This is a genomic window from Streptomyces abyssomicinicus (assembly GCF_008974245.1).
In the GTDB taxonomy this organism is placed as follows: Bacteria; Actinomycetota; Actinomycetes; order Streptomycetales; family Streptomycetaceae; genus Streptomyces; species Streptomyces abyssomicinicus.
On the sequence record NZ_BBZI01000006.1, the window covers coordinates 778479 to 803565 of the forward strand.

The window sequence follows — 25087 nt, forward strand, 5'->3', positions numbered from 1 at the left end:
CGCCCCCGTGGTCCGGCAGCCCGCCGGCGCTCGAAAAACCATGCCTGCCCACCCACGATTGCCGAGACCGCGGAGCGTGGGCCATGCTGTTGCGGCTGAGTGCAAAGGCTGAGCTCGACGGGGGAGAACGCGATGCTCCGCATTCATTTCAGTGACGCCGACCTGGGCCGCACCAGGCTCGCCGCGGCGCACGATCCGCTCTGGGAGACGGCCGCGAGCCTGCACCGGCTGCAGTCGCGGAAGGGCTCATGGGCGTACGCGGGCTGGACCCGCATGGCGCGGCAGCGGTTACGGGAGAACGGGCTGGAGCGCGTCGTACGGGACGTCCTGCTGCGCCTGTATCCGCGCGCCGAGTACTTTCCGGACTTCCTGACGCCGGCCGCCGCCCTGGAGGGCCTCGACGCGGGCGCCGAGGCGATCCTGGCCACCCCGCCCCGGCGCGTCCTGCGGGAGGTGGCCATCCTCGACCGGACCGTCGGGGCGCCGTCCTGGGTCCGGCGGCTGGGTGAGCCGGCGCCGCGCGCCGAACTCGTCGGGATGCTGCGCGCCTACCACGAGGCCGTCGTCGCCCCGTACCGGGAGGAGACGCAGACGAAGCTGGAGGCCGAGCGGGCGGCGCGCCTGCGCGGGCTCCTGCACGGGGGGACGGACGGTCTGCTGACGGGCCTGGGGCCCATGATGCGCTGGCGGCCGCCCGTGCTGGAGGTCACCTACCCCACCCAGGCGCCGGACCGGGACCTGTATCTGAACGGGCGGGGGCTCACCCTCGTCCCCTCGTACTTCAACTGGGCGGAGCCGGTCGCCTTCGCCGATCCGGACCTGCCGCCCGTGCTCTGGTACTCGATGCTCCACGAGCCGTCCCACGTCCCCGGGGACGACCCCGACAAGCCGCTGACCGCGCTGCTCGGCCGGGCCCGGGCGGTCGCCCTGCGCGCCGCCTCCACCGGCGCCACGACCGGCGAGATCGCCCGCGCCGCGGGGGTGTCGGCGTCGTCCGCCAGCAGGCACGCCACCGCCCTGCGGGACGCCGGGCTCATCACCAGCGTCCGGCAGGGCCCGATCGTCCTGCACACCCTCACGCCGGTGGGGGCGGCCATGCTGCGGGCCGCGACGCGACGAGCCGCGCCCGGCCGGAGACCGGCGTGAGCGAGGGTGCCGCCGGTGAGCGGTCACCGGCGGCACCCTCGTCAGGCATGTTCCCGCTCGAGGCGCCGCGCCTTCTCCCGGCGGCCGGGAGCCGTCACGTCCACCCCGGTGCCGGGCCCCTGGCCGGGATGCCGCTCCCAGCCGCCCACCTTGGCCGCGACCCGTGCGAAGAGGCCGCTGTCCGGCGCCACGTCGATCTGGAAGTGGGAGAGCGTGGCCGGGGACATGTCAGCGCCCCACCGGACGGCCCCTTCGCAGTCGGCCAGGATGTCCCGGACGATCACCTTCTCCCGGCGGCCCATGCTCTCCGCCCCGCCGGCCGGCCAGGCATGGGGGTGCAAGCAGATCGCCGTACCGGACAGGTGGTCCGACTCCTGGTCCGCCGCCGCCCGGCGGTCGGTCGTGTGGCCGGTCACCGTGTGGGTGCCTTCGGTCAGCGGCCGCACCTCGTAGTGCCAGCGCCGGGCCACGTGCAGCAGCACGGCCGCCGCGTCACGGTGCAGGGCCACGGTACGGCCGGCACCGGAGACGGTGAACTCGGTGATCGCCCCGGGGTCGATGGGCCATCCGTTCGCGGAGGCGGCGCCGCGCCGGCCGGGGCGGGGCGCGGCGTGGGCGGTGCCCCCGCCGCCCACGGTGGTCAGGGCGGCGGCGCCCGCCAGCCCGGTGGCCGTGGTCAGCACGTCTCTGCGGGTGATCACGACGCCTCCGGTTCCGCGTTCGCGAGCTCGATCAGTCTTCCGGTGATCCCGTCGACGAAGCCGTCGAGTTCGTCACCCAGGTTCCACGGCAGTTCCCAGGGCGCCAGATCGCGCAGCAGGACGAGCCGGCCGATGGTCATCACCATGCTGGAGTGGTTGTCGTCGCCGTTCTCGAGTGCTCCCCTGATCGCCGCTTCGACGCCGTCCTCGCCGCCGAACCGGTCCCCGGTGAAGGACCGGAACCTGCGGTGGACCTTGCGCAGATCGCTGCCGCCCAGGGTCTCGGACAGGTAGTAGGACTCGAGGGCGTCCGACAGCCGCACGTCGGAGGACACGTGCAGCAGCTTCGCGAGGTTGAACGCGTCGGCGTCGGCCCGCAGGTCCTGTTCCCCGAACGCGCTCGGCCTGCCGGGGTTGGCGAAGTACAGGTCGCAGAACTCGGACCCGCTCAGATGGTCGTGGTCGTTGCGCCACTCCGCGTAGAAGGCGATGAGGTCACCGAGCCATCCGGTGCCGTCGCCCAGGGTGGTGTTGACGGAGGTCGAGTAGTACTTCAGCATGCCCTGACACGAGGCGATCAGGTGCTGGAAGTCCACCGCGGTGTGCGCCACCGGATCGTTCGGCCAGCGGAAGTCGAGGTCGAGCGTGATGTTCTGGGAGCCGAGGTGGTCGATCCAGCTGACGGGGATCGGCTGCAGTACGTACGGCCACTGGCCGTCGTAGTACTTCAGATGCCGGAAGAACGACAGGACGTGGTCGCGCCGGGCGCTCTCCGGGACACCCGGATGGGTCTCCATGTAGCCGTCGTACGCCGCCTCGATCCTCCGGACGAACTGCACCTGGCGGATCATGTCCTGGTACCGCTCGTCCAGGTGGAGCCGGGAGACGCCCGGGTCGGCCCCGTCGCGCCACACGTTCTTGTCCAGCCCCATCGGCGCGATGGTCCCGTCCGTGAAACCGGTGGGCGGGACGGCCTTCGGGTTGAACTCGTAGATCTGGTTGAGCGACCAGTTGACCGGCAGCGGGAACCCCATGTTCCCCGAGTACTCGAAGGACATCCCCGCGACGAACGACCAGCGCGCGCCCGTGGCGTCGGAGACGCGCGAACAGACGTTCCGGGTGCCGTACACCCCGAACTGGTAGTGCGCGCCGCGCTCGCCCAGACCTCTGCGGACCCCCTTGAAGTACGAGATGATCTGCCCGATCTCGTGGTCCTGGGCGTCGTAGTCCACGGCGAAGTAGATGCAGGCGCCCGGCGGGATGCCGTGCTCCTTCGCCTTGGAATGGGCGATGAGTCCCTGGTCGTAGCCCTTCGGCTCGGTGAAGTTGCCCAGTTGGGTCCCGTTGTACTGGAAGAGCGGGATCAACTTCAGGCCGGAGTCGACGATGACCTGCGCCTCACCCTCCCGGAGCGCCTTCCCTATGTAGTGCTGGTCCCCCGGCGGCAGGTGCTCGTCGAGATAGCGGCCCACGGCGGAGTAGCCCTTGGAGCGCATGGCGGCGGCCTTCGCCGCCGTGATCGTCTCGGCGGTGTCGCTCCCGGTGCCGGGCCGGCTCTCGTCGCCCTTGGAGATGAGCAGCTCCGCCCAGGTCTGGAAGGTGCCCATGCCGTGGACCGCGTTCTGGGTGAAGCCCTGGAACGCCCGCAGCCACTCCTCGGTAGCGGCGGTCAGCTCCGCCCGCCCGTCCTCCCAGGGAAAGGTGACCGGACTCAGGCCGTCGTACGTCGGCGAGTTGAACCAGCAGGCAGCCTTGAAGAGGTAGGCGAGCCGGCCCGTGTCCCCCTTCTCCACGGTGTGCTGCTTCAGCGCGGTGGTGGTGCCCGGCCCGAAGTAGCCGGTGATCGTGGAGGTGGGCAGCCCGATCTCGTACTGGATGGCCATCAGCAGACCCTTCTGGGTCTCCCGGGCGTAGTAGCCGTCGCACGGGACGAGCCCCATCGCGGGTACGACGTATCCGGCCACATACGTGCTGTTCAGGTACTGCTGGATCTCCCGGGTCGTGCCGCTGCCCCGGGACAGCAGCCGGAACTGGTCCATGCGCAGCAGCGCACGGGTGACGCGGGCCCACAGCCACCAGTTGTGGTGGCCGGCGACGCCCATGTCCTCGTACAGGTCGTCCAGCGAACTCTGGGAGGTGGTGTCCCACATGTCGGCGCGGGGCGCGGCGGTGTAGCCCTTGCACCACAGGGCGTAGTTGTAGATGCGGATGATGTTCTTGTTGGTCTCGGCGGTGGGCAGCAGCCGGTGGGCGTAGACGGCGTTGAGGGTGTTCTCCCCGAAGTTCTGCACGACGGGTGAGAGCCCGAGCTCGTGCTGGAGGGCCTGGGTGAGGCTGAGGACCGTGGCCCATCCGGTGGAGCCGTCCGTGTCACAGGCGACGTAGCCGTCGACCTCCCCGTACGTGTCGTTCACCCAGTGCTGGGCCTCCAGCACCATGGGGTCGCTCATGGCGGACTCCTATCGGATGGTCAGCAGGCCGAAGAAGATCTTGTAGCCCTCGTCGAAGACCTGGACCGCGTCACCGCGGATGACCTTGTGGAGGTGGTAGGCGCCGCCGTCGCGGTACTTCGAGTTGTCCCCGCGGTACAGCGTCACGCTCCCCGCCTCGGGGCTGTCGTAGGTCACCGTGGTGCCGCTGGTGTTCCAGCGCAGCAGGTCGTCGGCCTTGCTCCAGGTGGCGTCGCCGACCATGCCGTCCGCGGCGAGCTTGTTCTTCGTCTGCCACGCCTTGGTGGCGCCCCTGGTCGCCGGGCCGAAGTAGCCGTCGATGGCGTCGATACTCAGCAGGTGCTCCGAGGCCAGGATGCTCTGCCAGAGCTTCACGATGTCGGTGCCCGAGGACTCGCCGCAGCCGTAGCACAGCGAATTGCCCAGCTCACCGGCCTGCTCGCCGAAGTCGTCGGTGAGGACGCCGTCGCCGTCCACGTAGTTGGTGCCGTACGCGTCCGAGTTGCTGGGGTAGGCGGCGTGGGCCGGCGTGATCGTCAGCAGCGCCGACAGTCCCGCGGCGCCGATGACGAGGCCGAGCTTCCGGCTGATCCTGCTCATGGTCGTTTCCTCCTGGTCGGTGCGCGAGCGGTCAGAGCGTGGTCATCGAGTTGAACTCGATGCGCGAGCCGCCCACGGACTTCACACCGCTGTACCGGTAGACCTCGACGAGCATGTACGCGCCGTCGTCCTGCGAGAGGTTGGGGTCACCGCGGTGCAGCACCACCGCGCCCGACTCGTAGCTGCCGGCATAGCTCACGCGCGAACTGGACAGCCAGCGCAGCCGGTCGTCGGCCTTGCTCCAGGTGGCGTCGCCGACCATGCCGTCCGCGGCGAGCTTGTACCGCGTCTGCCACGCCTTGGTGGCGTCCCTGGTCGCCGGGCCGAAGTCGCCGTCGATCTGGCCGAGGGTGAGGAGGTCCTCGGCGGCGAGGATGCTCTGCCAGAGGACGACGATGTCGGTGCCGGAGGAGTTGCCGCAGCCGTAGCAGAGCGAGTTGCCGAGCTCACCGGCCTGCTCGCCGAAGTCGTCGGTGAGGGCGCCGGCGCCGTCCACGAACGAGGCGGAATAGGCGCCCGAGTTCTTGTGTACCGCTGCGTGCGCGGGGTTGACTGCGAGGGCGGTCGCCAGCCCCGTCAGCATGGCGGTCACGGTGGTCACAGCGAGGATCTTGCGCATCGTGGATCGCTCCTTGGAATCGTGTCGACGCCGTGGCGCACTTCCCCGGCCCGGCGTCGTCGCCATCGTGGGCGGGCGATCCTGCAGCACCCTTGCAGGCAGCTGGAAACCGCAGGTCAGCACGGGTTCCGCGGGCTCACGGCGGCGCCCCGGCGGACCGCACCACCATTCGCACCGGCTCCGGACCGCGGTCATCTGCGTGGCGCGCGTCGCATATACGGGGGCTCCGCCCCCATGTACCGCCTGGGCCACCCGCGTTGAATGGCGTCCGCCGAACCTCGGCAAGCGATCACCATCCGGTGCGTGACCCACGCACCCGAGCACCGTGGAGGCAATCCATGAGCATCCTGCAGCTCCAGAAGCTCGAGCCCGTCAACACGCCCAGCAACGCGGCCATCCTCAGCATCACCTCCAGCGGCAGCCGCTGCTGCACGAAGAACCCGTGGTGACGACGCTCCCCACGGGCGTCCTGCGGCTCCGGCGCCCGGCGCCGGTCACCGCACCCGCTGCCGTCGGGGTCACAGGCCTGACCTCCGGCGCCGCCGACTGCCGCGCCCGCGTGCCGCGGTAGGAGGCACCACCGCGTGATCCGGGTGGGAGCGCACGCCGGCTCCTGCCCGGATCACGTCGTCACCAGCCGCCGTCGGCGGCCCTCGGACGAACACGGAGGCTGGCATGCGCAACGAACGCTGGGTCGACCGATTCCTCTTCGCGTGGGACGACACGTTGTTCTTCGACCCGCTCGACGTGTACTACGAGCCGCGCGACGGCCATTTCCTCTCCGGGCTCGACGAGGAGGTGCGCGCGCGGTTCACGCGCAGCGGCATCTGGTGGAGCCACCGGCACAACCCCGAGCTCCCGGCCCAGGGATGGAAGATCCATGTGTCGGCCGGGCTGCCCTCCGTGCACGAGGTCGCGGCCACCGTCATCGGGTATCTCACGCGGCGCGGCGCCGATTTCAAGATCGCCCTGGATCTCAACGTGTACGAGATGCTCAACTCCAAGGGCATGTCCCGCGGCAGCAGCGGCAAGCTGGCCACCGTATACCCGCGCGACGAGGCCGAGTTCAGGGACTGCCTCACCGATCTGGCGCGGCTCCTGGAAGGCGCCGAGGGCGCGTACGTGCTGTCCGACCTGAGGTACCGGGACAGCAAGGCGCTGTACTTCCGGTACGGCCAGTTCCTCGACACCCACACCGTCGACGTCCTCGGCCGGCCCAGACCGCACATCGTCGGTCCGGACGGCCCGGTGCCCGACAACCGGGCACTCGGCTACGCCCAGCCCTGGTGGGCCCCCTGGCCGTTCACCGACTGGAAGCCCGCCGACGAGCCCACGGCCGACGACGGACTGCTCGGCGGGCGGTTCCGGGTCACCGGGGCGCTCCAGTTCTCCAACAGCGGCGGGGTGTACACGGCCGAGGACACGGCGGACGACGACCGCAAGGTGGTGCTCAAGGAGGCCCGTCCGCACACCAACGTCAACCCGCGGCAGCGGCACGACGCGGTGGACATCCTGGGACGGGAATGGCGGTTCCTGCACCGGCTGGCGGGCACCGGCTCCTTCCCTGAGCCGGTGGCCCGGTTCCAGCACTGGGAACACCACTATCTCGCCGAGGCATTCGTCGACGGCTCCGACATCCGCGGCGTGCTCCTCGAGCGCAACCCGCTGGCCCGCCCCGGCTTCGACGTCGAACGGTCACGGGAGTTCCTGAGGATCTACCTCGCCGTCTTCCGCAGCCTGGCCCGCGCCGTGCGCACCGCCCACGAGCGCCGGGTGATCCTCGGCGACCTGACCGCCGCCAACCTGCTCGTCGACCCCGACACCTACGACGTGACCGTCATCGACCTGGAGGCGTGCCGGCTGATCGGCGCCGAGGGTGACGACGGCGGTGCCGACGGGGGTGCCGGCAGGAGTGCCGGCGGGGATGAGGACGGGGGTGACGACGCCTCGCTGGAGCGGCCCGTCGAACTGTTCACGCCGGGCTTCAGCCTCTCCCGGAGCGGTTACGAGGCGCACGGCACGGAGGGTGACCTGTACGGCCTGGCCACCACCATGGCCTACTTCGTCTTCCCGGTAGCGGCGATGTCCCACCTCCGCGAGGACATCTTCGACACCTTCCGGATCTTCTTCGACGGCCTCGGCTGGCCGGAGCGTGTCCACCGCCTCGTCACCGATCTGGCGCACGCGAGGATCGGGCCGGGCGAGGTGCTGGAGGCCCTGGAGGACGAGGAGAGTCTGCTCGCCCAGGTCACCGACCCACCGGTGCCGCCGGTACGGGAGGAGCGGCTCGGCCTGGCCGCCGCCGAGGCCGGCGTGGCCGCGTTCGTCCGTGCCTCCGCCGACCCCGGGCGCGACACGCTCTTCCCCACCGACCCGTTCGCCCACGTCACCAACCCCCTCAGCCTCGGCTACGGCGCGAGCGGCGTCCTGTGGGCGCTCCATGCCTCCGGTGTTCCCCTGCGGGCCGCCTGGCTCGACTGGCTGAGGGAACGCCTCGACCGCGTCGACGTGGACGAGTACCCGGACGGCCTCATGTGCGGGCTGGCCGGGATCGCCTGGGCGGCCGACTCGCTCGGCCTGGCCGCACCCGCCCGCGACCTGCTGTCCCGGGCCAACCAACGGGGCCTCGAGCAGGGCGACCACACCTTCTACTACGGTCTCGCCGGGCTCGGCACGACCGACCTGCGTTTCCATCTGCGCGGCGGCGACCCGCGCGACCTGGCCGCCGCCGAGGCGTGCGCGCGTGCGCTGGGCGACTCCGCCGTACGCGACGGCCGGCACGTGTACTGGCTGAACGACTTCTCGAAGGACGGACCGCTGACCGGACTGGGATTCGGGCAGGCGGGGGTGGCGCTGTTCCTGCTGCGCATGTACCAGGTCACCGGGGAGAAGTCGTATCTGCGGCTCGGACAGGGCGCGCTCGCCTGGGAGATGGACCACGCGAAGCCCATCGACGAGGGCGGACCGCTGATGTTCGAACACGAGGGCACCATGGAGCCCTACGTCGAGGTGGGCTCCGCGGGCGTGGCGCAGGTGCTGCTGCGCTACGGCGATCTGGACGACGCACGCACGGTCCTGCGCGGACTGGACGTCCGGCACTCGGTCCTTCCGGGCTACGGCTTCGGCATGAGCGGCATCGCCGACGCGCTGCTGGACGCGGCCGAGTTCACCGGGGACGTTTCCTACCGGGACACGGCGCTGCGCCAACTCGATTTCGTCCGACGGGCGTTCCTGTTCGAGCCCGCCGAGCGCTTCGGCGTCACCGGCCAGGACGGGGTGCCTGCGCTCGGCCTTCCCGGCGAGGGCCTGCTGCGCTGCTCCACCGACTACATGACCGGGTCGGCCGGCCTGCTCAGGGTGCTGCACCGGGCGAACCACGGCGGGGCGGCCGACTTCCTGCTCGACGAGGCCGCGCGATGAACCAGCTGTGGCGTACCCTGCGTGGCCACCGGACCGGGTTCGTCGTGATCGCTCTCGCCGAGGCGGTCACGGGCGGAGCCGAGGCGCTGCTGCATCCGCTGCTGCTCAAGGCCCTGTTCGACCAGGCCATCCTCACCGCCGACTTCGGCAGGTTCCTGATCCTGGGCGCCGGCTACCTGGTGCTCGGGCTGACCCTCACCATCGGGGGCTACTGGATCTCCTGGTGGCGCAAGCGGCAGGAGAACGCGTTCGTGCTGGCGCTGGAGGCGGAACTCCTCGACAGGACACTCGGGCTGGACGGCCGGCAGGTGTCGAAGGCGGGGAACGCCTCCTACGTCGGCCGGATCCACAGCGACGTCGCCGAGGGCGTCCTGCCGGCCGTCGACGTCTGCGTCCGCATCGCGCGGCAGGCCGTGGCCTCGGCCGTGTTCCTCGGGGTGCTGCTGTGGCTCTCCTGGCAGGCGAGCCTGGTCCTGCTGGTGATCGTGCCGCCGCTGGTGCTGGTGAGCAACCGGCTGGGCCGGCGCATCGAGGACAACACGGAGGCCGAGCGCGAGGCCGAGGCGCGGTACCTGGGCCGGCTGACCCGGACACTGGAATCGTTCCACGCGCTGCGGGGCCTGCCCACGCTGCTGCCCGGCGCACTCAAGCGGAACCGGGAGACGCTCGGCGGGTTCCTCGGCATCAGGTTCGACAACTACCGGCTGGAGCAGAAGCAGCGCACGCTGAGCGATCTGGTGATGAATCTGTCGGACACCGCGTCGATGGTGATCGGAGCGTTCTTCGTGTTCACCGGCAGGATGTCGTTCGGAAGCTTCCTGGCCTTCGTGAACTCGCTGTGGCGGGCCGTCACGGGGATCTTCGACCTGGTCAACACGATCCCGCAGGTCCGCCGGAGTTCGGCCGTCCTGCGGCGCGTCGAGTCCCTGCGGTGCTCCGGCCGGGCCCCGTACCACGAGGAAGGCGCCCTGGTCGCGGTGCGGGGTGCCCGGGTCCGGTACGGGGACGGGAGCGGGGACCGGGCCGCGAGCGCGGGCGGCTCCGAGGTGGTGCTCGACGACTTCGAGCTGCGTCCCGGCGAGCACGTGCTGGTGCGGGGCCCCAACGGCTGCGGCAAGACCACGCTCCTGCACGTCGTCTCCGGGACGCTCGCGCCCGACGCCGGTACGGTCGTCCTGCCGCCCCGGGTGGCGTGCCTGACCGCCCCCGTGCAGCTGCCGCCGCTGCCGGTGCGGGAGCTGGTCGCCGACGCCGGGCTGCGCACGGCTCTCGCGCTGGACGGTCTGGCCGACCAGCTTCCCTCGGAGCTGTCGTCCGGACAGCGGCAGCGTGTCGGCGTGGCCGCGCTGCTGTCCGAGGACGCCGACGTCTACCTCGCCGACGAGCCGTTCGCGAACCTCGACGAGCAGGGCAGGGACCTGGTCCTGCGGACCCTGTGGGCACGCACCGAGGGCCGTGCCCTGCTCGTGGTGCACCACGGGGACGAGGACCTGGACCACGGCTTCGACCGCGTGGTGGGCCTGACGGGTGCGGCGGTCCTCTCCTGAACCGGCGTACTACGGAACGGCGTTCAGGCGGCGCGCGGCCTGGGGCGGGGCGGCCGGGAGCGGGGCGGCCGGAAGCGGGGCGGCCGGAAGCGGGGCGGCCGGGAGCGGGGCGGCCGGGGACATGGCGAGGTGTCCGGCGCCGGCCTGCGACCGGCCGCCCAGGACCAGGTCGCGCGTGGCCGCCACGAAGGCCGAGCGGTTGGGGTGGCCGGTCTTCTGCAGGAGGCTCGCCACGTGCTTCTCGACGGTGCGCGGCGAGATGTGCATCAGGCCGGCGATGTCCTTGGTGCCGATCCGCTCGGCGAGCAACCGGGCCACCTCGAACTCGCGCACGGTGATGCCGTACCGGCGCAGGCCGCGCGGGACCCGCTCGACGCCCCGGCGCCGCTGTCCGACCGGCGCGCCCATGCCGCGCAGCAGGGCGCGGCACGCTCCGGCGACCGCCGGGACGTCCGCGTCGTGGAAGTACGCCTCCGCCTCGCGCAGCCAGTCGACGGGCGTGCCCCAGCCGTTCTCGTACGCCTCCCGCGCTACCAGACGCACGATCAGGTGCCGGGCCGTGGGATAGGGCCGGGCGGCGTCGAGTGCGGTGCGCGCGGCGGCCGTCGCTTCGGCCGGACGGCCCTCGCGGCCGAGCAGCACGGCGTCCGTCATGGCGGCGAACGAGCGGTTCCAGCGGGTGTCCGCCACGCTGACGGCCACCGCCTCCGTGTGGTGTCCCCGTCCGGCGCGGCCCGTCAGCACGCCGAGCAGCAGGCACAGACCGTACCGGCCGAAGTCGCCGGCCGCCGGGTTCTCCGCGTCGCACGCGAGGGCGCGGGCGAGGTCCTGCTCGGCGTCCTCCCGCCGTTCCTCCAGCAAGGCGCAGAACGCGCGGGCCAGGCCGTACTCCAGGGCCGGGGTGCCCGGCGCCCCGTCGGCGCCGGGGGTGAGGCGCTCGAGGGCCTCCAGCATCCGCGGGCGGCTGCCGAGATGGGCGTGACCGACCGCCTCCGCGAGCCGGAACCGGGCCACGGCCTGGCCGAGACCACGCCGGGCCGCGTCGGCCAGGCCCGCGCGGATGCGGTTCCCGGCCGCCGTGAACTCGCACCGCCGGATCTCCTCCAGGGCGAGCAGGAGGGAGGCTTCGTGGGCGAGGGGCACCACGCCGAGGCGCAGCGACTCCTGGTGGGCGCGCTCCAGGGGCTCGGTCCGGCCGTCGCGGCGCATGGCGAGCGCGGCCAGCGCGACGTCGGCGGCGACGCGGAGCGCGGGCAGCCGGTGCGCGCGGGCCATCGCGGCGGCGTCCTCGAGGTGGCGGGTCGCGGCCGGCTCGTCGCTGTCCGCGGTGAGCCGGCCGAGGGCCAGCAGGGCACGGCAGGCCAGGGCGGGCCGGTCGGTGCGCCGGGCGGCCTCGAGCGCGCGGTGGGCGGCCTCGACGGCCGTGCGCAGCCGTCGGGGCGTGAGCCGTAACGGTTCGACATGCGCCGTCGCCAGGTCCACGAGGGCGGCGTCGGGGTGGTCGGGACAGGTGTCGTGCAGGGGGCGGGCGAGGTCGAGGCTCCGCAGGGCCGGCGTGGAACGGCCGGTGAGGGCGGCGGCGATGGCGAGCCGGGCGTGCAGCCCGGCCCGGCGCCCGGCGGGGAGATCCCACTCACCGAGGTCGTCCACGGCGGCGGTCAGTCCGGGGAGCAGGTCGAGGCGGGCCGCGCGGGTCACGGCGTCCAGCAGGTGTTCCAGCACGGTGGCGTGCGTCTGCGGTGCGGTGTCCGGACCGAGGTGGTGTCGCGCCCGCTCCAGCAGGGTCACCGCCCGGTCCGCCGCGTCCGCGCCCGTGGCCCGCTCGGCCGCCAGGCAGTACAGGCGTACGGCTTCCTCGAGGTCACCCGCCTGCGCGTACAGGTGGGCGGCGCGGTCGCACCATCTCCCGGGCAGCCCGGGGTGCAGTTCCTCGACCGCGAGCGCGGCCCTGCGCGCGTACCCGGCGCGCGCGCCCGGCCCGAGGTCGGCGAGCAGCGCCCGGCCCACCAGCCGGTGCCGGAAGACGCACGCGGTCCCGTCCTGCACGATCAGGTACGACGCGGCCGCCGCCCGCAGGATCCTGGCGGTCTCCCGGTCGTCACACCCGACGGCGCGCTGCGCCACGGCCGTCACGAGGGGCTCCCCGAGCAGTGCCGCGGTACTGAGGAAGGCCACTCCGGCCGGCCCGAGGGCGGTGGCCCGGCATCGCACGTTCTGGATCACGGCGGGGGGCACGGGGGCGGGCGCGCCCGGCGCCGTGGCCGCCACCGGGAGTTCCGGTTCGCGTCGTGCCGCCAGGCACTCCGTGACGACGAACGGGATGCCGGCGCTGTCGGCCAGAACCTGGTCGACGAGTCCGGCGGCGGCACCCGCCGGTCCGGCGGCCGGGCCGGCGGCAAGGAGCGCCCGGATGCCGGCACGGTCGAGGGGGCGCAGGTGGAGGGTGACCGCCGAGCCGTGCTGGCGGGCGCGCGCGGCCAGCTCCGTCGCCGGGCAGGGGATGTGGGCGGTGGTGAGCAGGAGCGTGGCGGGCTGCCGGCCGATGTTGTCCAGCAGGTACTCGACGACCGCCGTCGTTCCCGGGTCGGTGTCGTGCAGGTCGTCGAGGACGAGCAGGCAGCCGCGGTCCCGGCCGGCCTCGGCGACGAGTCGCAGGACCGCGTCGGCGACGGCGAGGTGCGGCAGGCCGCCTGCCCCTGCGTCCGCCGTGCCGGACAGGAGCCGGGTGAGCAGCGGTTCGTGACGGTCGGGGTCCGGTACGAGTCCCTGGCGGGCCAGTGCGAGGACCGCCTCGACGAGCGGGCGGTACGGCACCCGCGCGGCCACCGTGCCGGCCCGGCCCTGCGCGCAGGCCATGCCGTCCGCCCGCGCCGCGGCGACGGCCTCGGCGGCGAGCCGGGTCCGGCCGGCACCGGGCTCGCCGGTGACGAACACGGCCGCGCCACGCCCGGCGCGCGCGGCGGCCAGCGCGGCCCCGATCTGCTCCAGTTCGGCGTCCCGGCCGACGAGGGGGTTCGTGGTGTCGACGTACCGCTGTGTCATTCGTCTCTCCTGATGCGTCCGAACAGGAAATGCGGCCTGGATGGATCGGTGAGAGCTCTCGTGCACGTCGGCGGGCCCGCCGGGCATGAAGGATACGAAAGGGGGCGGTGGGCCCCACAGCCGTCCGTTTGGGGGGCTTGCGGCGAGATCCACGACGGCCCGCCGCGTCCGCACGCGACCTCCGCACGCGGCGTCCGCGCACCGCGCCGGCACGCCGGACCGTGCCGTTGATCAGCTGCCGCCCAGACCGTCCTCGTGCACCCGGCGGGCCAGGTCGATCTTCGTGTAGGCCGCCCTGCCGGCCTCCCGGTACTTGGTCTTGACCCGGTCCAGGTAGTCCTTGGCGGTGTGGACGGTGATACCCGCGCGGCGTGCGGCCGACTTGAGCGTCATCCCGGACGCGTAGTCGAGCAGGATCTGCCGTTCCCTGGGCGAGAGCCGTGGGCGGGCCGGATCGGTGTCGTGGGCACAGGCGAAGGCGAGTTCCGGGGAGTGGGCGCCGCGGCCCGCGGCGATGTCCGCGACGGCGGCGGCCAGCGTCGGCAGGTCGTTGTCCTTGGTCAGGTACCCGTCGGCGCCGGCCCTGAGCGACTCGACGATCCGGGAGCGGTCGGGGACCGTGCTGATCACCAGGACCCGGCTGCCGGTCTCCCGCAGCCGGTGGATGTTGCCGGTGGGCGTCGAGCCGTCGCGCAGCACGAGGTCGAGGAGGACCACCTCGGCCGGGGCGCCGTCCGGCGGGCACAGGCCGAGGAACTCCCCCACCGTGGCCGCGCTCGCCGTCAGCCGCAGGCCCGGCTCGTCGCGCAGCCAGGCCCGCATGCCGTCGACGAGCATCCGGTCGTCGTCGATCACCCCGATCGTGGTCACGCCGGCCATCGCAGCTCCACCCGCACGCCGTCACCGGGAGCGGACTCCACCGTGGCCCGGCCGCCGGCCTCCGTCATCCGGGCGTGCACCGACCCTCTCAGCCCGAGCCCGGGTACGTGGGTCCCCGGGTCGAACCCGGCCCCCTGGTCGACCACGGTGACGACGATGTCCTCCCCGCCGCTGCCGGTCGCGGTGAGGTGGGCCCGCCCGGTACCGGCGTGCCGTCGTACGTTGTTGAGGGCCTCCCGGGTGGCGTCCGCGAGGGCGGCGGCGACGGCGGGCGGCACCTCGGGCAGCGCGTGGTACTGGGCGACGACCCTGAGGCCCAGGCTCTCCACGGAGCCGACGGCCTCCTCGAGGGCGGCGCCGACCGAGTCGTGGGGCACCTCGTCGGCGGTGCGCTGGATCAGCCTGCGCAGATAGGCCGCCTCGCGGGCGCACCGCTCGCGCACCCGGGGGGTGTTGGCGTCGATCCCGCCGGCCGCGAGCGCGGTCAGGGTGGCGAGCACGGTGTCGTGCAGCGCCCGGTGGTGCGCCAGCCGCTCGGCATAGCGCGCGCGGTGCCTCTCCGCCTCCAGGGCACGGGCGTTGGCCTCGTCCAGGAGCCGCCCCTGGCGGCGCAGGTACCACCAGAAGACCCAGGCGATTCCGGCGGACGACACGAGCGAGCTGACGTGGCCGACGAGGACCCCGGGCTGCGCGCCGACCAGGTGGTAGGCGAAGAGGTGTGTCGCCGCGAGGAGGACGAAGGCCGCCAGGACGTGGAGCCTTTCCAGGGTGACCGCCGCCGCGGCCATGCCCGAGGTGCCGAGCAGCATGGCCCAGCCGAGCGAGTCGGGGCGCTGCACACCGCCCCACGCCCACAGGACGAACGGCAGCGCGCCCCCGGCGACCAGGATGTCGGCCGTGACGAACCACCGGTCGAACCAGCCGCGCCGCAGGGCCGTGCCGAACACCAGGGCACTCAGGCCCAGGGCCGTGGCGACGCCCGCGTACTGCACGGGGCCGTGCTGGCGCTGGGCGACGGCCAGGACACCGACGAGCAGATGGCTCGCCCGGTAGAGCAGGGTGGCCAGGATCATGAAGGACCGGGCCCGTTCCAGCCCCGAGCCCACGTCGGCCGTCCCACGCCATGCCGTCAGCCGCCGTAAGGGCATCGCGATCTCCGCCAAGGCCACGCCTCCTCACACCTGGTGGGACACCGCGGATCCACGGGTCCGGCACGGAGGGGGCGGTCGGATTCCCGGTGTCCGCCGGTGCGTTGTTGTCATGCATTGTGCATCAGGGGGTGGTCCGGTGCGGCAGCCGTCGACCGGCCCGGGACCGGCTCTCCAGGCCCACACGGGTGGCCGGCGCCGGCCGGGGCCAGGTCCTCGGCCGGCGACGCCCCGGATCTCGCCCGGGACCGGCGGGACGGGGGTCACCCGAACCCCGCATATATCGGATAATATGCCCCATTTGCGTGTTCTAATCATCGTCACGCCGCCCTTGCCGCAGGCGGCTACCCACGGCCATCGGAGAGACGGACGATGTATCACGCCAGATGCCCCGCGATAGTCATCAGACCACTGAGAGCCGCGCTGACCTGCCTGGTGGTGTGGGGGGTGAGCGCGGCCGCGCTGCCCGCCCCCGGCCCTCCGGCCCCCGCTTCGGCGCCGGCACCGGCTCCCGCCACGGCGGCACGCGGTGAGCCGGGTGGTGACGCCAAGGGCGGAACCACCGCCACGGCGCGGTACCAGGGCCGCCCGCCCGCGCAGCACCTCCGCACCGGCGCACCCGCCCGCGGCGAGGCCGCCCGAGGTGAGGCCGGGCGGGCCACCGACCGGGCCAGGCCCGCCGAGGCGCAGGAGGCCCGCAGGAAGCGCGTCGCTGAAATCTCCGCCGACCGCGCCGCCCGTGCCGTGCCCGGCGACAACGCGCCGATCGCCTGGGTGGGGTCCCCTCAGCCGCCCGTTCTGCTCACCCTTCAGCAGGCGCTGAACCAGGCCGCCGACGGGGACACCGTCAACATCCTCCCCGGCGCCTACGAGTTCACCAGCATCCTCACGGTGCCCCGCGCGGTCACCCTCGCCTCCGCCTCGGAGTCGACGCTCACCGCGCGGTTCTCGGTCACCGGCGGCGGGCTGACCACCACGGGCATCGCCCTCCGGCCGACCGCGGCCAACACGGCCGTGGTGACGGTCCCGGCGACCTCCGCGAACACCGTGCTCCGCGGGATCACCATCACCAACCCGGCGAACCTGGCCTCCATCACCGGCATCTCCTTCGCCGGCGCCCCGACCACGGGCAGGACCGTGGAGGACTACGTCTTCGACAACGGGGACAACGCCGCCAACGGCACCTCGTACGGCATCAACGCCCTCAACTCCACCTCCGTCGTCGTCCGCTCCGCCAGGATCACGGGCGTCACCCGCGGCTTCTCCATGGCGGCCGCCGTCACCGGCGTCGGCCCCCGGATCTCCGACACGGACATCGGGGCGACCCTGCAGGGCATCGTCACCGGCAGCACGACCGGCGCGCAGTTCACCGACGTGCGCGTCACGGGAACGCTGCTGGCCGGGTCGACCGGGATCATCCTGGGCGGCTCCAGCGGCGTCGTCATGACCGACGTCACCGTCACCTCCTACGTCAACGGCATCACCACCACCGCCACCACCACGGGCGCCGGTCCCCAGCTGACCCGGGTGACCGTCTCCCAGGTGACGGCGATCGGCATCAGCCTGGGCGCCACGACCGGCGCCGTCCTCAAGGACGTGAAGGTCTCCGGGACGGGGACCGGCAACAGCACCGGCATCCAGCTGGCCCGCTCCACCGGCGTGACCATCGACAACCCAGTGCTCGAGGGCCTCCGCACCGGCATCGCCCAGACGTGGGTCCGGAACTCGGGCTCGCCGCTGACCGGTCCCGAGGTCACCGGCGGCACCATCACCGACTGCGTGACCGGCATCGCCGCCGCCAACAGCACGGGGTTCCGCGTCGTCGGCACGTCCCTGACCCTCGTCGGCACGCCCGAAGCTGCCGGAGGCAACGGAATCTCGGGGCACGAGGCCACGGACGTGCTGATCCGCGACGTGACCATCGCGGGCTACTCGAACCCCACCACCCCGGCCCGCGGATCGAACACGATCCGCTTCTACTACTCCGACCACATCACGGTCGAGGACGTCACCCTCACCGACGGCGCGACCGGCTTCTACTGGGACATGACGACGGACGTCACCGTCACCGACGCCACGGTCAGCGAGATGGACCTGTGGGGCACCTACGCCGAGTCGGTCGTCCGGCTGCGCGTCCAGGACAGCACCTTCACCGGCAACGCCGGCGTCGCCAACCTGACGATCAACGGCAACGCGAGCGCCGACGGGCTGGACGCCAAGCAGACCAGCCGCGACGTCACCTTCGTCGAGAACGTGCTCACCGACAACCCCGCGGGCGTCCTCTACCCCTTCGGCGCGACCACGCTCAACTACCTGCGCAACCGGGTGAGCGGCGGGCCCGCCAACTACGTCGTCCACGCGGCCCCCGCGCACGACGTGGTCGTCGCCGACAACGAGATCGCGTTCACTCCGCTGCAGGACAACTCGGCGGCGCTCCGGGCGGGCACCCCGTTCGAGAACCTCGACCCGGAGACGTACCCGAACACCCCGGAGGACCAGCAGTCCCGCTCGTCCTCGGACATCCGGATCCTCGGCAACGTCTTCACCGGGCCCGGCCCCATGATCCAGCTCGGTGAGCAGGACGGCACCTGGCGCGTCATGCGGGACTCGGTCCTGGTGCGCGGCAACACCTTCCCGCGGGACTCGGTCGCCATCCGCACCTTCACCAACGCGGAGACCGGGCAGGACGCCAACCAGGAGAACGACATGATCGGCGGGAACACCGCCGTCGACGCCCGCGACACTCCCCCCGCGTCGGACCCCGAGCCGGCGCAGCGCGCCATCGGCGAGCGCGGCGCCAACGACTGGGGCAGTCCCTGCGGCCCCCGCGTCACGGTCGGCGACACCTACAGCCCGTCCGACACGCTGATCTACGACGGCGGAGGCGCGTGGATCCACGAGACCCGTGAGCCGCAGGTCCTGTACCCGACGCGGTGCGCGGACATCGGCCTGAGCGTCACCAAGACGGCCGATCCCACGTCCTACACTCCGGGCCGGCCCATCACCTACACCGTCGTCGTGAACAACGCCGGTCCCCAGGACGCGCGCGGGGTCCACGTCGTCGACCCGCAGCCCGAGCAGATCACCGCGTTCACCTGGTCGTGCGCGGCACAGGGTGAGGCGAGCGCCTGCTCCGAGGAGAGCGGCACGGGCGGCATCGACACGACGGTCGCGGTGGCGGCCGGAGGCAAGGTGACCTTCACCATCACCGCCACGCCGGCGGACGACGCGTCGGGCGACATCACCAACAGGGCGACCGTCACCCCCGCGGTCGGCACCGACGACCCGGGCTGCTCCCCCAACTGCAGCACGCAGATGGTCACCCCACAGGCGGCGCAGCCCTTCCTGCGGATCGAGAAGACGGTTTCCGTGGAGCCCGGCAAGCCTGGCAAGCCTGGCAAGCCCGGTAAGCCCGGCAAACCGGGTAGGCCGGGTGACCCCGGTGCGTACGGCGAGCCCGGCGATCCGGCCGGGCCCGCCGAGCCCGGCAAGCTGCGGCACAGGGCGGCCGACCCGGCCGGTTCGGCGAAGCCCGGCAGCAAGCTCACCTACAGGATCACCGTGACGAACGAGAGCACCGAGGACTACACGGACGCGTCCGTCACCGACGACCTGACCGACGTCCTCGACGACGCCACCTTCAACCACGACGCCACAGCGAGCAGGGGCACCGTGACGTACGAAGCCCCGGACCTGGTCTGGCGGGGTGACGTGCCCGCAGGCAGGAAGGTGACCATCACCTACTCGGTGACGGTCGCACCGCAGGGCGGACCCGGTGACGGACGGATCACCAACGCCGTGACCGGACCCGCGGACTCCAACTGCGCCGTCGGCTCGACCGGCCCGGAATGCGGCACCACCGTGCGGGTGGAACAGGGCCACCGCCCGCGGCCCCCCGCACCCTCCAGGGCCCCGGCCACCGGCCTACGGCACGCATAACGCCAGACCCGACACCCCGGGAGCGTTCCCCGCGGAATCCACGCGGGGAACGCTCTCCCCGTTCCGCCTCGCCAACCGCGCAGGACGCGCCCCGCGCCGATTGACCGGTTCCTGTATGGCCACTGCACCCATCGGGGTGCTTAATGGTGCTCCTGCGGTGCAAGCACGGTGGTGACGACTACGCGGGGGAGCACGTGGACGACACGGGAAACGCCGACGCACCATCCCCCGACGTCCCGCCTCGACCGGCCCAGCCTCCGCCGGCCCAGCCTCCGCCGGCCCCCGTGACGGCGTCCCGTGGAGACCGTTCCCTGGTGCTCAGGGTCAACCGCCGGATGCTGTGGGTGGGGTCGGCGGCCATCCCGCTGCACAACATCACCTGGGTCGACGCCTTCAAATGGAGACCCGACTGGCGCGTCGTCGTCGCCCGTTTCCTCGCCGCGCTGTTCTGCGTCGCCCTTCTCTACATCGGCATCAACGCCACGAACGGGGGCGACGCCCGCGTCGGGGACAGCAGCCCCCCGCTCCTCTTCATCGTCCTGGTCCTGGTGGTCACCCTGTGGGGCGTGTTCCGGTCGAAGCCGATGCTGGTCATCGAGATGGCCAGTGGCTCCCGGGTCACCGTGACGCTGCCGAGCATGGATGAGCTGCGCCAGATCGCCGGGTGGATCGCGTACGCCATCGAGAACCCGACCGTGGAGTTCACGACGGTCGTGCGGCAGCACAACACCAACAACTACGGTCCCGTCGTCAACATGAACAACGGCCGGGGGAACACGGGGTTCAAGCTGTGAGCGATGCGTCGAACTACTACGGGCCCGTCGTGAACATGGACGGCGGCCAGGGGCACATCGGCTTCAACTACGGCACCGTCGGCGGTACCGAGGACCGCGAGCTCCAGGCCGCGGTCCGGGAACTCGTGCGCGTCCTGGAGGAGTTACGCCCCCACCTCTCGCCCGACCAGGAGCGGACCGTCGAGGAGGCCCTGCCCGAGCTCGTCCCCGACCGCGCCGTCATGCGCGGGCGGGCGATGACCCTGGCGTCCCTGGCGCAGATCGCGGCCGCCGTCGGCACGGTGGGCCAGCCCGCCGCGGAGGTCCTCGGCCAGCTGCTCTCCCTGCTGGGCTAGCGCTGTGACCGGGCACGTTCGCCGGGCTGCTCGTCGCGCTGGTCGTCGTGCTGGTCGGATGTGGGGAGGCCGGCACCCGCTCGTCGCCTGATCAAGCAGCCCCGTGCGCCGCCTGCTCGAGTCCACCGGCACGGAGGGCGTCCTCGATCTCGCCGAGCTTCGCCGACGACAGGACTCCCACCCGCTCGATCAGATCTTCCTGGGCCGGCGTGACCAGCCAAGTGCACGGGACGAGACCGGGACGTGGCAGCGCCACCCGGAGGACGCCCTCGAGAGGCAGCCCCTCGGGCGCCCCCACTGCCACCTCGACGGCCACACCGCTGATCTCGGTCCCCGCAGGAGCGACGACCTGCATCGCCCGGAACCCGGACGCTTCGTCTCCTGACAGCAGTACTACCGGCCGCCGCTCGTCGAAGTCCATCAACCAGACCTCGCCGCGCTGCATGTGCCCTCCCGTCGCAGGATCGCGGGGGAACCTCGCACGCCCCGGACCAACACCTCGTTGTCGGGCGTAATCCAACCAGTCCGGCGGTCGCAGCCGTCGGCGAATCCGGTGAACCGTCGCGGTCGCAGCGAGGCGGCGCAGATCCACCGCATGCCGATGGGCGCGCCGCAGGCGCCCCGCTGCCCGCCCTCTCCGCCGGGTGACAGGTCCTCGAAATTTTCGAATTGGACATGCCCACTTGCGTTGCGCCCCAATCATCGCCCCCCTGACCCCCTCGTTCCGCATCGCGCGATCAGCAATCTGAGCTGGGCAAACATCACCCTCAAGTACCCCTGCGGGTAAGGGAGTTATTTCGAAAGAATGTCGAAACCGTTGACACGCCCGCGGAGTTCTCAGAAAACTGTGGCCGCCGAACGACGGAAGCCCGCGTTCCCCTCGCGTCCCGCGAGGGGGGCCTGGTCGTACCGGTACCGCACCACGGCGGGGCATTCCCGCCGCGTTCCATGCAAGGCCGCCGGGCCGCAGCAGCGACCCGGTCCCCCACCTGCCTTCATCGTGGAGGAAGCATGCGCCAGGACGGCTCGCAGCAGGACCAGAACCAGCAGATCATTCCCCCCGGCCTGAGCCGACGGGGCTTCCTCGGCGGTGGCGCCGCCGCGCTCGCCACCGCGTCCGGGCTGCTGCTGCCCGGCACCGCCCACGCCGCCACCACCATCACCAGCAACCAGACCGGTACCGACGGGATGTACTACACGTTCTGGACCGACGGTGGCGGCTCCGTCTCCATGACCCTCAACGGCGGCGGCAGCTACAGCACCAAGTGGACCAACTGCGGCAACTTCGTCGCCGGCAAGGGCTGGAGCACCGGCGGGCGCAGGACGGTCCGCTACAACGGCTACTTCAACCCGTCGGGCAACGGCTACGGCTGCCTCTACGGCTGGACCTCGAACCCGCTGGTCGAGTACTACATCGTCGACAACTGGGGCAGCTACCGGCCCACCGGCACGAAGAAGGGCACCGTCACCACCGACGGCGGCACCTACGACATCTACGTGACGACGCGCAACAACGCCCCGTCCGTGGAGGGCACCAAGACCTTCCAGCAGTACTGGAGCGTCCGCCAGTCCAAGGTGACCAGCGGCTCCGGCACCATCACCACCGGCAACCACTTCGACGCCTGGTCCCGCGCGGGCATGAACCTGGGCCAGTTCAAGTACTACATGGTCATGGCGACCGAGGGCTACCAGAGCAGCGGCAGCTCGAACATCACCGTCAGCGGCTGACACCGCTCCGTCCGACACCGGCTGCGGGCCCCGTCCTCCCGGCGGGGCCCGCAGCCGGTGTCGCGCCGTATCGCGCCGTATCGCGCCGTGTCGCGCCGCATCCCGCCGCCCCGCGAGGCGCCGCGCCGCGCCCGCGGTGCCCGGCACTCGTCGTCGTCCGACGGTCCCACCGCGGACCCCGGCCGTCGTCCCCCGCCTTCACCCCCACCGCCCACCCCACCGTGAGGAGCAGCAGGTGCGCCTGCGTCGTGGCCGTTCCGGGCCCCCCTCGTCCCTCTCCCGCCTGGCCGTGTCCGCCGCTCCGGCGGCACTGCTCGTCGGGCTTCTCTCCCCCACCGTGCTGCCCGCGTCGGAGGCCGAGGCCGCGACCCCGTTGTCGACGACCCAGGCCGAGAGCACCACCAAAACGGGATGCACCAGCTTCGCGGCCACGCACGCCGTCTACTACTGCAACGGCGACGCCACCTCGGCCACCCACACCTTCGACAAGGCCGGCCGCTACCGGATCGACGTCACGGGGTCCTCCAGCGCTTCGAACCCGGCCGGGATCACCGTCTCCGTCGGCGGGCAGAAGACCTCCGCGCTCAGCTTCACCGGCACCTCCTGGAGCGTGAAGCAGGCCGTGTTCGACGTCGCCCAGCCGGGTCCGGCGGAGATCCGGTTCACCCTGGAGACCGACAACGGCAGCAACGACACCCGGATCGACCAGTACCAGCTCTCCTACGAGGGCGCGACCCCGCCGCCGCCCCCGGCACCCGTTCCGCCGACCACCGGCGCCTTCACCAGCGGCAAGTACCGCGACCTCTTCCAGGAGTGGGACCCGAGCCTCACCGACGCCGCGGTGAAGGCGAAGCTCGACGCCTTCTGGGCGTCGCTCTTCACGAGCACCGACGACACCAGGCGGCTGTACTACCCGGCCGGTTCGGACGCCGAGGGCGCGCTCGCCTACATCAAGGACACCGGCAACGACGACGTCCGGTCCGAAGGCATCAGCTACGGCATGATGATCGCGGTCCAGATGAACAAGAAGGCCGAGTTCGACGCGCTGTGGAACTGGGCCACCACCTACATGCGGCACAAGAGCGGCGCACGCGCCGGGTACTTCTGCTGGGAGGCCACCACCGCGGGCTCCTGCCAGGACAACAACCCCGCCACCGACGGCGAGGAGTACATGGCCACCGCGCTGTTCTTCGCCGGCCACCGCTGGGGTGACGGCACCGGCATCTACGACTACACGGCCGAGGCGAACAGCGTCCTGGACACGATGCTGCACAAGGAGGACATGAACGGCGGCGTCGTCGACAGCGTCACCAACATGTTCGACCACACGCAGAAGATGCCGGTCTTCGTGCCGTACGCCAACAGCGCCAAGTTCTCCGACCCGTCCTACCACCTGCCCGCCTTCTACGAGCTGTGGGCCCGCTGGGCCGACGGCTACCAGGGCCGGCAGACCGCGGACCGGCAGTTCTGGCGTGAGGCCGCCCAGACCAGCCGCGCCTACTTCACCAAGGCGACCAACGCCACCACCGGCCTCAACCCGGACTACGCCGAGTTCAGCGGCAGCCCCAACAACACCGGCAACCACGGCGACTTCCGGTTCGACGCCTGGCGCACCTCCGTCAACTGGTCGGTGGACCACGCCTGGTGGGCCGCCGACTCCTCCGCCACCGCCCGGACCGACCGCCTGCAGAGCTTCTTCGAGTCCCAGGGCATGAACGCCTACGTCAACCAGTACTCGCTGTCCGGCAGTTCGCTGTCCTCGGACCGTTCCCCGGGTCTGATCGCCTCCAACGGCGCCGCGTCCCTCGCGGCCACCGACGCCAGGGCCTGGAAGTTCGTCGAGGCCCTCTGGAACCTGGAGCCGCCGACCGGCCAGTACCGGTACTACGACGGCCTGCTCACCTACATGGCGTTGCTGCACGCGAGCGGCAACTTCCGGATCCACCAGCCGAGCGGCACGACGCCCACCGACCCGCCGCCGTCCACCAGCACCCCGGCCGCGCCCTCCGCGCCGGCCGCGAGCCCGAACGGCGCCGGGAAGATCACCCTGACCTGGTCGGACAACTCCACCAACGAGACGGGCTTCCGCGTCGAACGCCGCACCGGCGGCGGCTCCTGGGCCGCGCTCGCCTCACCGGCGGCCAACGCCACCACCCACACCGACAGCGGCCTGACCGCGGGCACCGCCTACACCTACCGCGTCCGCGCCACCAACGCGGCCGGGGACTCCGCCTGGTCCGGCGAGGCCACCGCCACCGCCACCGGTGGTGACACCCCCCGCAACCGTGACGCCTACGCCGTCATCGAGGCCGAGAGCTACGACTCGGCCACCGGCGTCACCACCCGGACCGCGGACGGCGGCACCGTCGTCGACCTCACCGGCAGCGGCAGCCGCCTGGTCCTCAACGACGTCGTCTTCGGCGCCGCGGGGGCCGGCGGCGTGAAGTTCAGGGCCGCCGGCTCCGCCTCCGGGGTGAACCTCCAGGTCCGGCTCGACAGCGCCACCTCGGGCCCCGCCTGCACCGTCTACCCCGACGGCAACGGCGCCTGGCACCTGAAGTCCAACACCTGCTGGCCCAAGCCGACCGGCACCCACACGGTGTACCTCACCACCACCGGCCCGGTCAGCATCAACCACCTGACCTTCACCAGCTGACCCGCACCGCCCGACCGTCCGGCCGCACCGCCGTCCGGCACCCGACCACCCCCCACACGCGCCCGGAGCGCAGGGCCCCACAC

Annotated in this window: 17 protein-coding genes; 9 read left to right on the forward strand and 8 right to left on the reverse strand. The window is 72.1% G+C overall.

Annotated elements, in window-relative coordinates; genetic code table 11:
* Positions 1–132 precede the first annotated feature (132 nt).
* Positions 133–1146 carry a helix-turn-helix domain-containing protein gene (locus GBN72_RS10895; RefSeq protein ID WP_151771502.1) on the forward strand — a complete coding sequence of 338 codons (1014 nt, stop codon included), beginning with the start codon at positions 133–135 and terminating at the stop codon, positions 1144–1146.
* Positions 1147–1187: 41 nt separating this feature from the next.
* On the opposite strand, the gene GBN72_RS10900 is transcribed toward GBN72_RS10895, so the two are convergent.
* From GBN72_RS10900 to GBN72_RS10915, 4 genes are read right to left on the reverse strand one after another with little or no spacing between them, the layout of a single operon-like run.
* Positions 1188–1847, reverse strand: a complete 660-nt coding sequence (locus GBN72_RS10900; RefSeq protein WP_151771503.1) for a hypothetical protein — start codon at positions 1845–1847, stop codon at positions 1188–1190.
* Positions 1844–4297 (reverse strand): glycoside hydrolase domain-containing protein, encoded by a 2454-nt coding sequence (locus GBN72_RS10905; RefSeq protein ID WP_218042041.1) that lies wholly within the window; start codon positions 4295–4297, stop codon positions 1844–1846. Before GBN72_RS10905 ends, GBN72_RS10900 begins: the two co-directional genes overlap by 4 nt.
* A 9-nt stretch (positions 4298–4306) precedes the next feature.
* Positions 4307–4897: a peptidoglycan-binding domain-containing protein gene (locus GBN72_RS10910; protein ID WP_151771504.1), complete on the reverse strand. Its 591-nt coding sequence runs from the start codon at positions 4895–4897 to the stop codon at positions 4307–4309.
* 31 nt (positions 4898–4928) lie between these two features.
* Positions 4929–5516 carry a peptidoglycan-binding domain-containing protein gene (locus GBN72_RS10915; protein ID WP_164540545.1) on the reverse strand — a complete coding sequence of 196 codons (588 nt, stop codon included), beginning with the start codon at positions 5514–5516 and terminating at the stop codon, positions 4929–4931.
* 338 nt (positions 5517–5854) lie between these two features.
* Between GBN72_RS10915 and GBN72_RS34830 the strand changes: the two genes are divergently transcribed.
* The 3 genes from GBN72_RS34830 to GBN72_RS10925 all read left to right on the forward strand — a co-directional run bounded on the left by GBN72_RS34830 (position 5855) and on the right by GBN72_RS10925 (position 10483).
* Entirely contained in the window at positions 5855–5965 is a 111-nt protein-coding gene (locus GBN72_RS34830; protein WP_218042042.1) for a class III lanthipeptide, read from the forward strand.
* A gap of 226 nt (positions 5966–6191) precedes the next feature.
* Positions 6192–8936 carry a class III lanthionine synthetase LanKC N-terminal domain-containing protein gene (locus tag GBN72_RS10920; RefSeq protein WP_151771506.1) on the forward strand — a complete coding sequence of 915 codons (2745 nt, stop codon included), beginning with the start codon at positions 6192–6194 and terminating at the stop codon, positions 8934–8936.
* On the forward strand, positions 8933–10483 hold the full coding sequence (locus GBN72_RS10925) for an ATP-binding cassette domain-containing protein (protein WP_151771507.1): 1551 nt from the start codon (positions 8933–8935) through the stop codon (positions 10481–10483). Before GBN72_RS10920 ends, GBN72_RS10925 begins: the two co-directional genes overlap by 4 nt.
* A gap of 9 nt (positions 10484–10492) precedes the next feature.
* Here GBN72_RS10925 and GBN72_RS10930 read toward each other — a convergent pair whose 3' ends face one another.
* From GBN72_RS10930 to GBN72_RS10940, 3 genes are all read right to left on the reverse strand, one after another.
* A complete protein-coding gene (locus tag GBN72_RS10930) occupies positions 10493–13525 on the reverse strand; it encodes a helix-turn-helix transcriptional regulator (RefSeq protein ID WP_164540547.1) in 3033 nt (1010 codons plus the stop codon).
* 231 nt (positions 13526–13756) lie between these two features.
* Positions 13757–14404: a response regulator transcription factor gene (locus GBN72_RS10935; RefSeq protein WP_151771509.1), complete on the reverse strand. Its 648-nt coding sequence runs from the start codon at positions 14402–14404 to the stop codon at positions 13757–13759.
* A complete protein-coding gene (locus GBN72_RS10940; RefSeq protein ID WP_151771510.1) occupies positions 14392–15567 on the reverse strand; it encodes a sensor histidine kinase in 1176 nt (391 codons plus the stop codon). Before GBN72_RS10940 ends, GBN72_RS10935 begins: the two co-directional genes overlap by 13 nt.
* Positions 15568–15924: 357 nt before the next feature.
* Between GBN72_RS10940 and GBN72_RS10945 the strand changes: the two genes are divergently transcribed.
* The 3 genes from GBN72_RS10945 to GBN72_RS10955 all read left to right on the forward strand — a co-directional run bounded on the left by GBN72_RS10945 (position 15925) and on the right by GBN72_RS10955 (position 20620).
* Positions 15925–19491: a DUF7927 domain-containing protein gene (locus GBN72_RS10945; RefSeq protein WP_151771511.1), complete on the forward strand. Its 3567-nt coding sequence runs from the start codon at positions 15925–15927 to the stop codon at positions 19489–19491.
* A gap of 314 nt (positions 19492–19805) precedes the next feature.
* On the forward strand, positions 19806–20285 hold the full coding sequence (locus tag GBN72_RS10950; protein ID WP_246212414.1) for a DUF6232 family protein: 480 nt from the start codon (positions 19806–19808) through the stop codon (positions 20283–20285).
* On the forward strand, positions 20282–20620 hold the full coding sequence (locus GBN72_RS10955; RefSeq protein WP_246212415.1) for a hypothetical protein: 339 nt from the start codon (positions 20282–20284) through the stop codon (positions 20618–20620). Before GBN72_RS10950 ends, GBN72_RS10955 begins: the two co-directional genes overlap by 4 nt.
* Before the next feature lie 91 nt (positions 20621–20711).
* On the opposite strand, the gene GBN72_RS10960 is transcribed toward GBN72_RS10955, so the two are convergent.
* Complete coding sequence (locus GBN72_RS10960; protein ID WP_151771512.1) at positions 20712–21065, reverse strand: type II toxin-antitoxin system PemK/MazF family toxin; 354 nt, start codon at positions 21063–21065, stop codon at positions 20712–20714.
* 566 nt (positions 21066–21631) lie between these two features.
* Here GBN72_RS10960 and xynA point away from each other — a divergent pair.
* Both xynA and GBN72_RS10970 read left to right on the forward strand, forming a co-directional pair.
* Positions 21632–22348, forward strand: a complete 717-nt coding sequence (gene xynA, locus GBN72_RS10965; RefSeq protein ID WP_151771513.1) for an endo-1,4-beta-xylanase XynA — start codon at positions 21632–21634, stop codon at positions 22346–22348.
* 235 nt (positions 22349–22583) lie between these two features.
* Positions 22584–25004, forward strand: coding sequence for a glycosyl hydrolase family 8 (locus GBN72_RS10970; RefSeq protein WP_151771514.1), 2421 nt, complete (start codon positions 22584–22586; stop codon positions 25002–25004).
* Positions 25005–25087 lie beyond the last annotated feature (83 nt).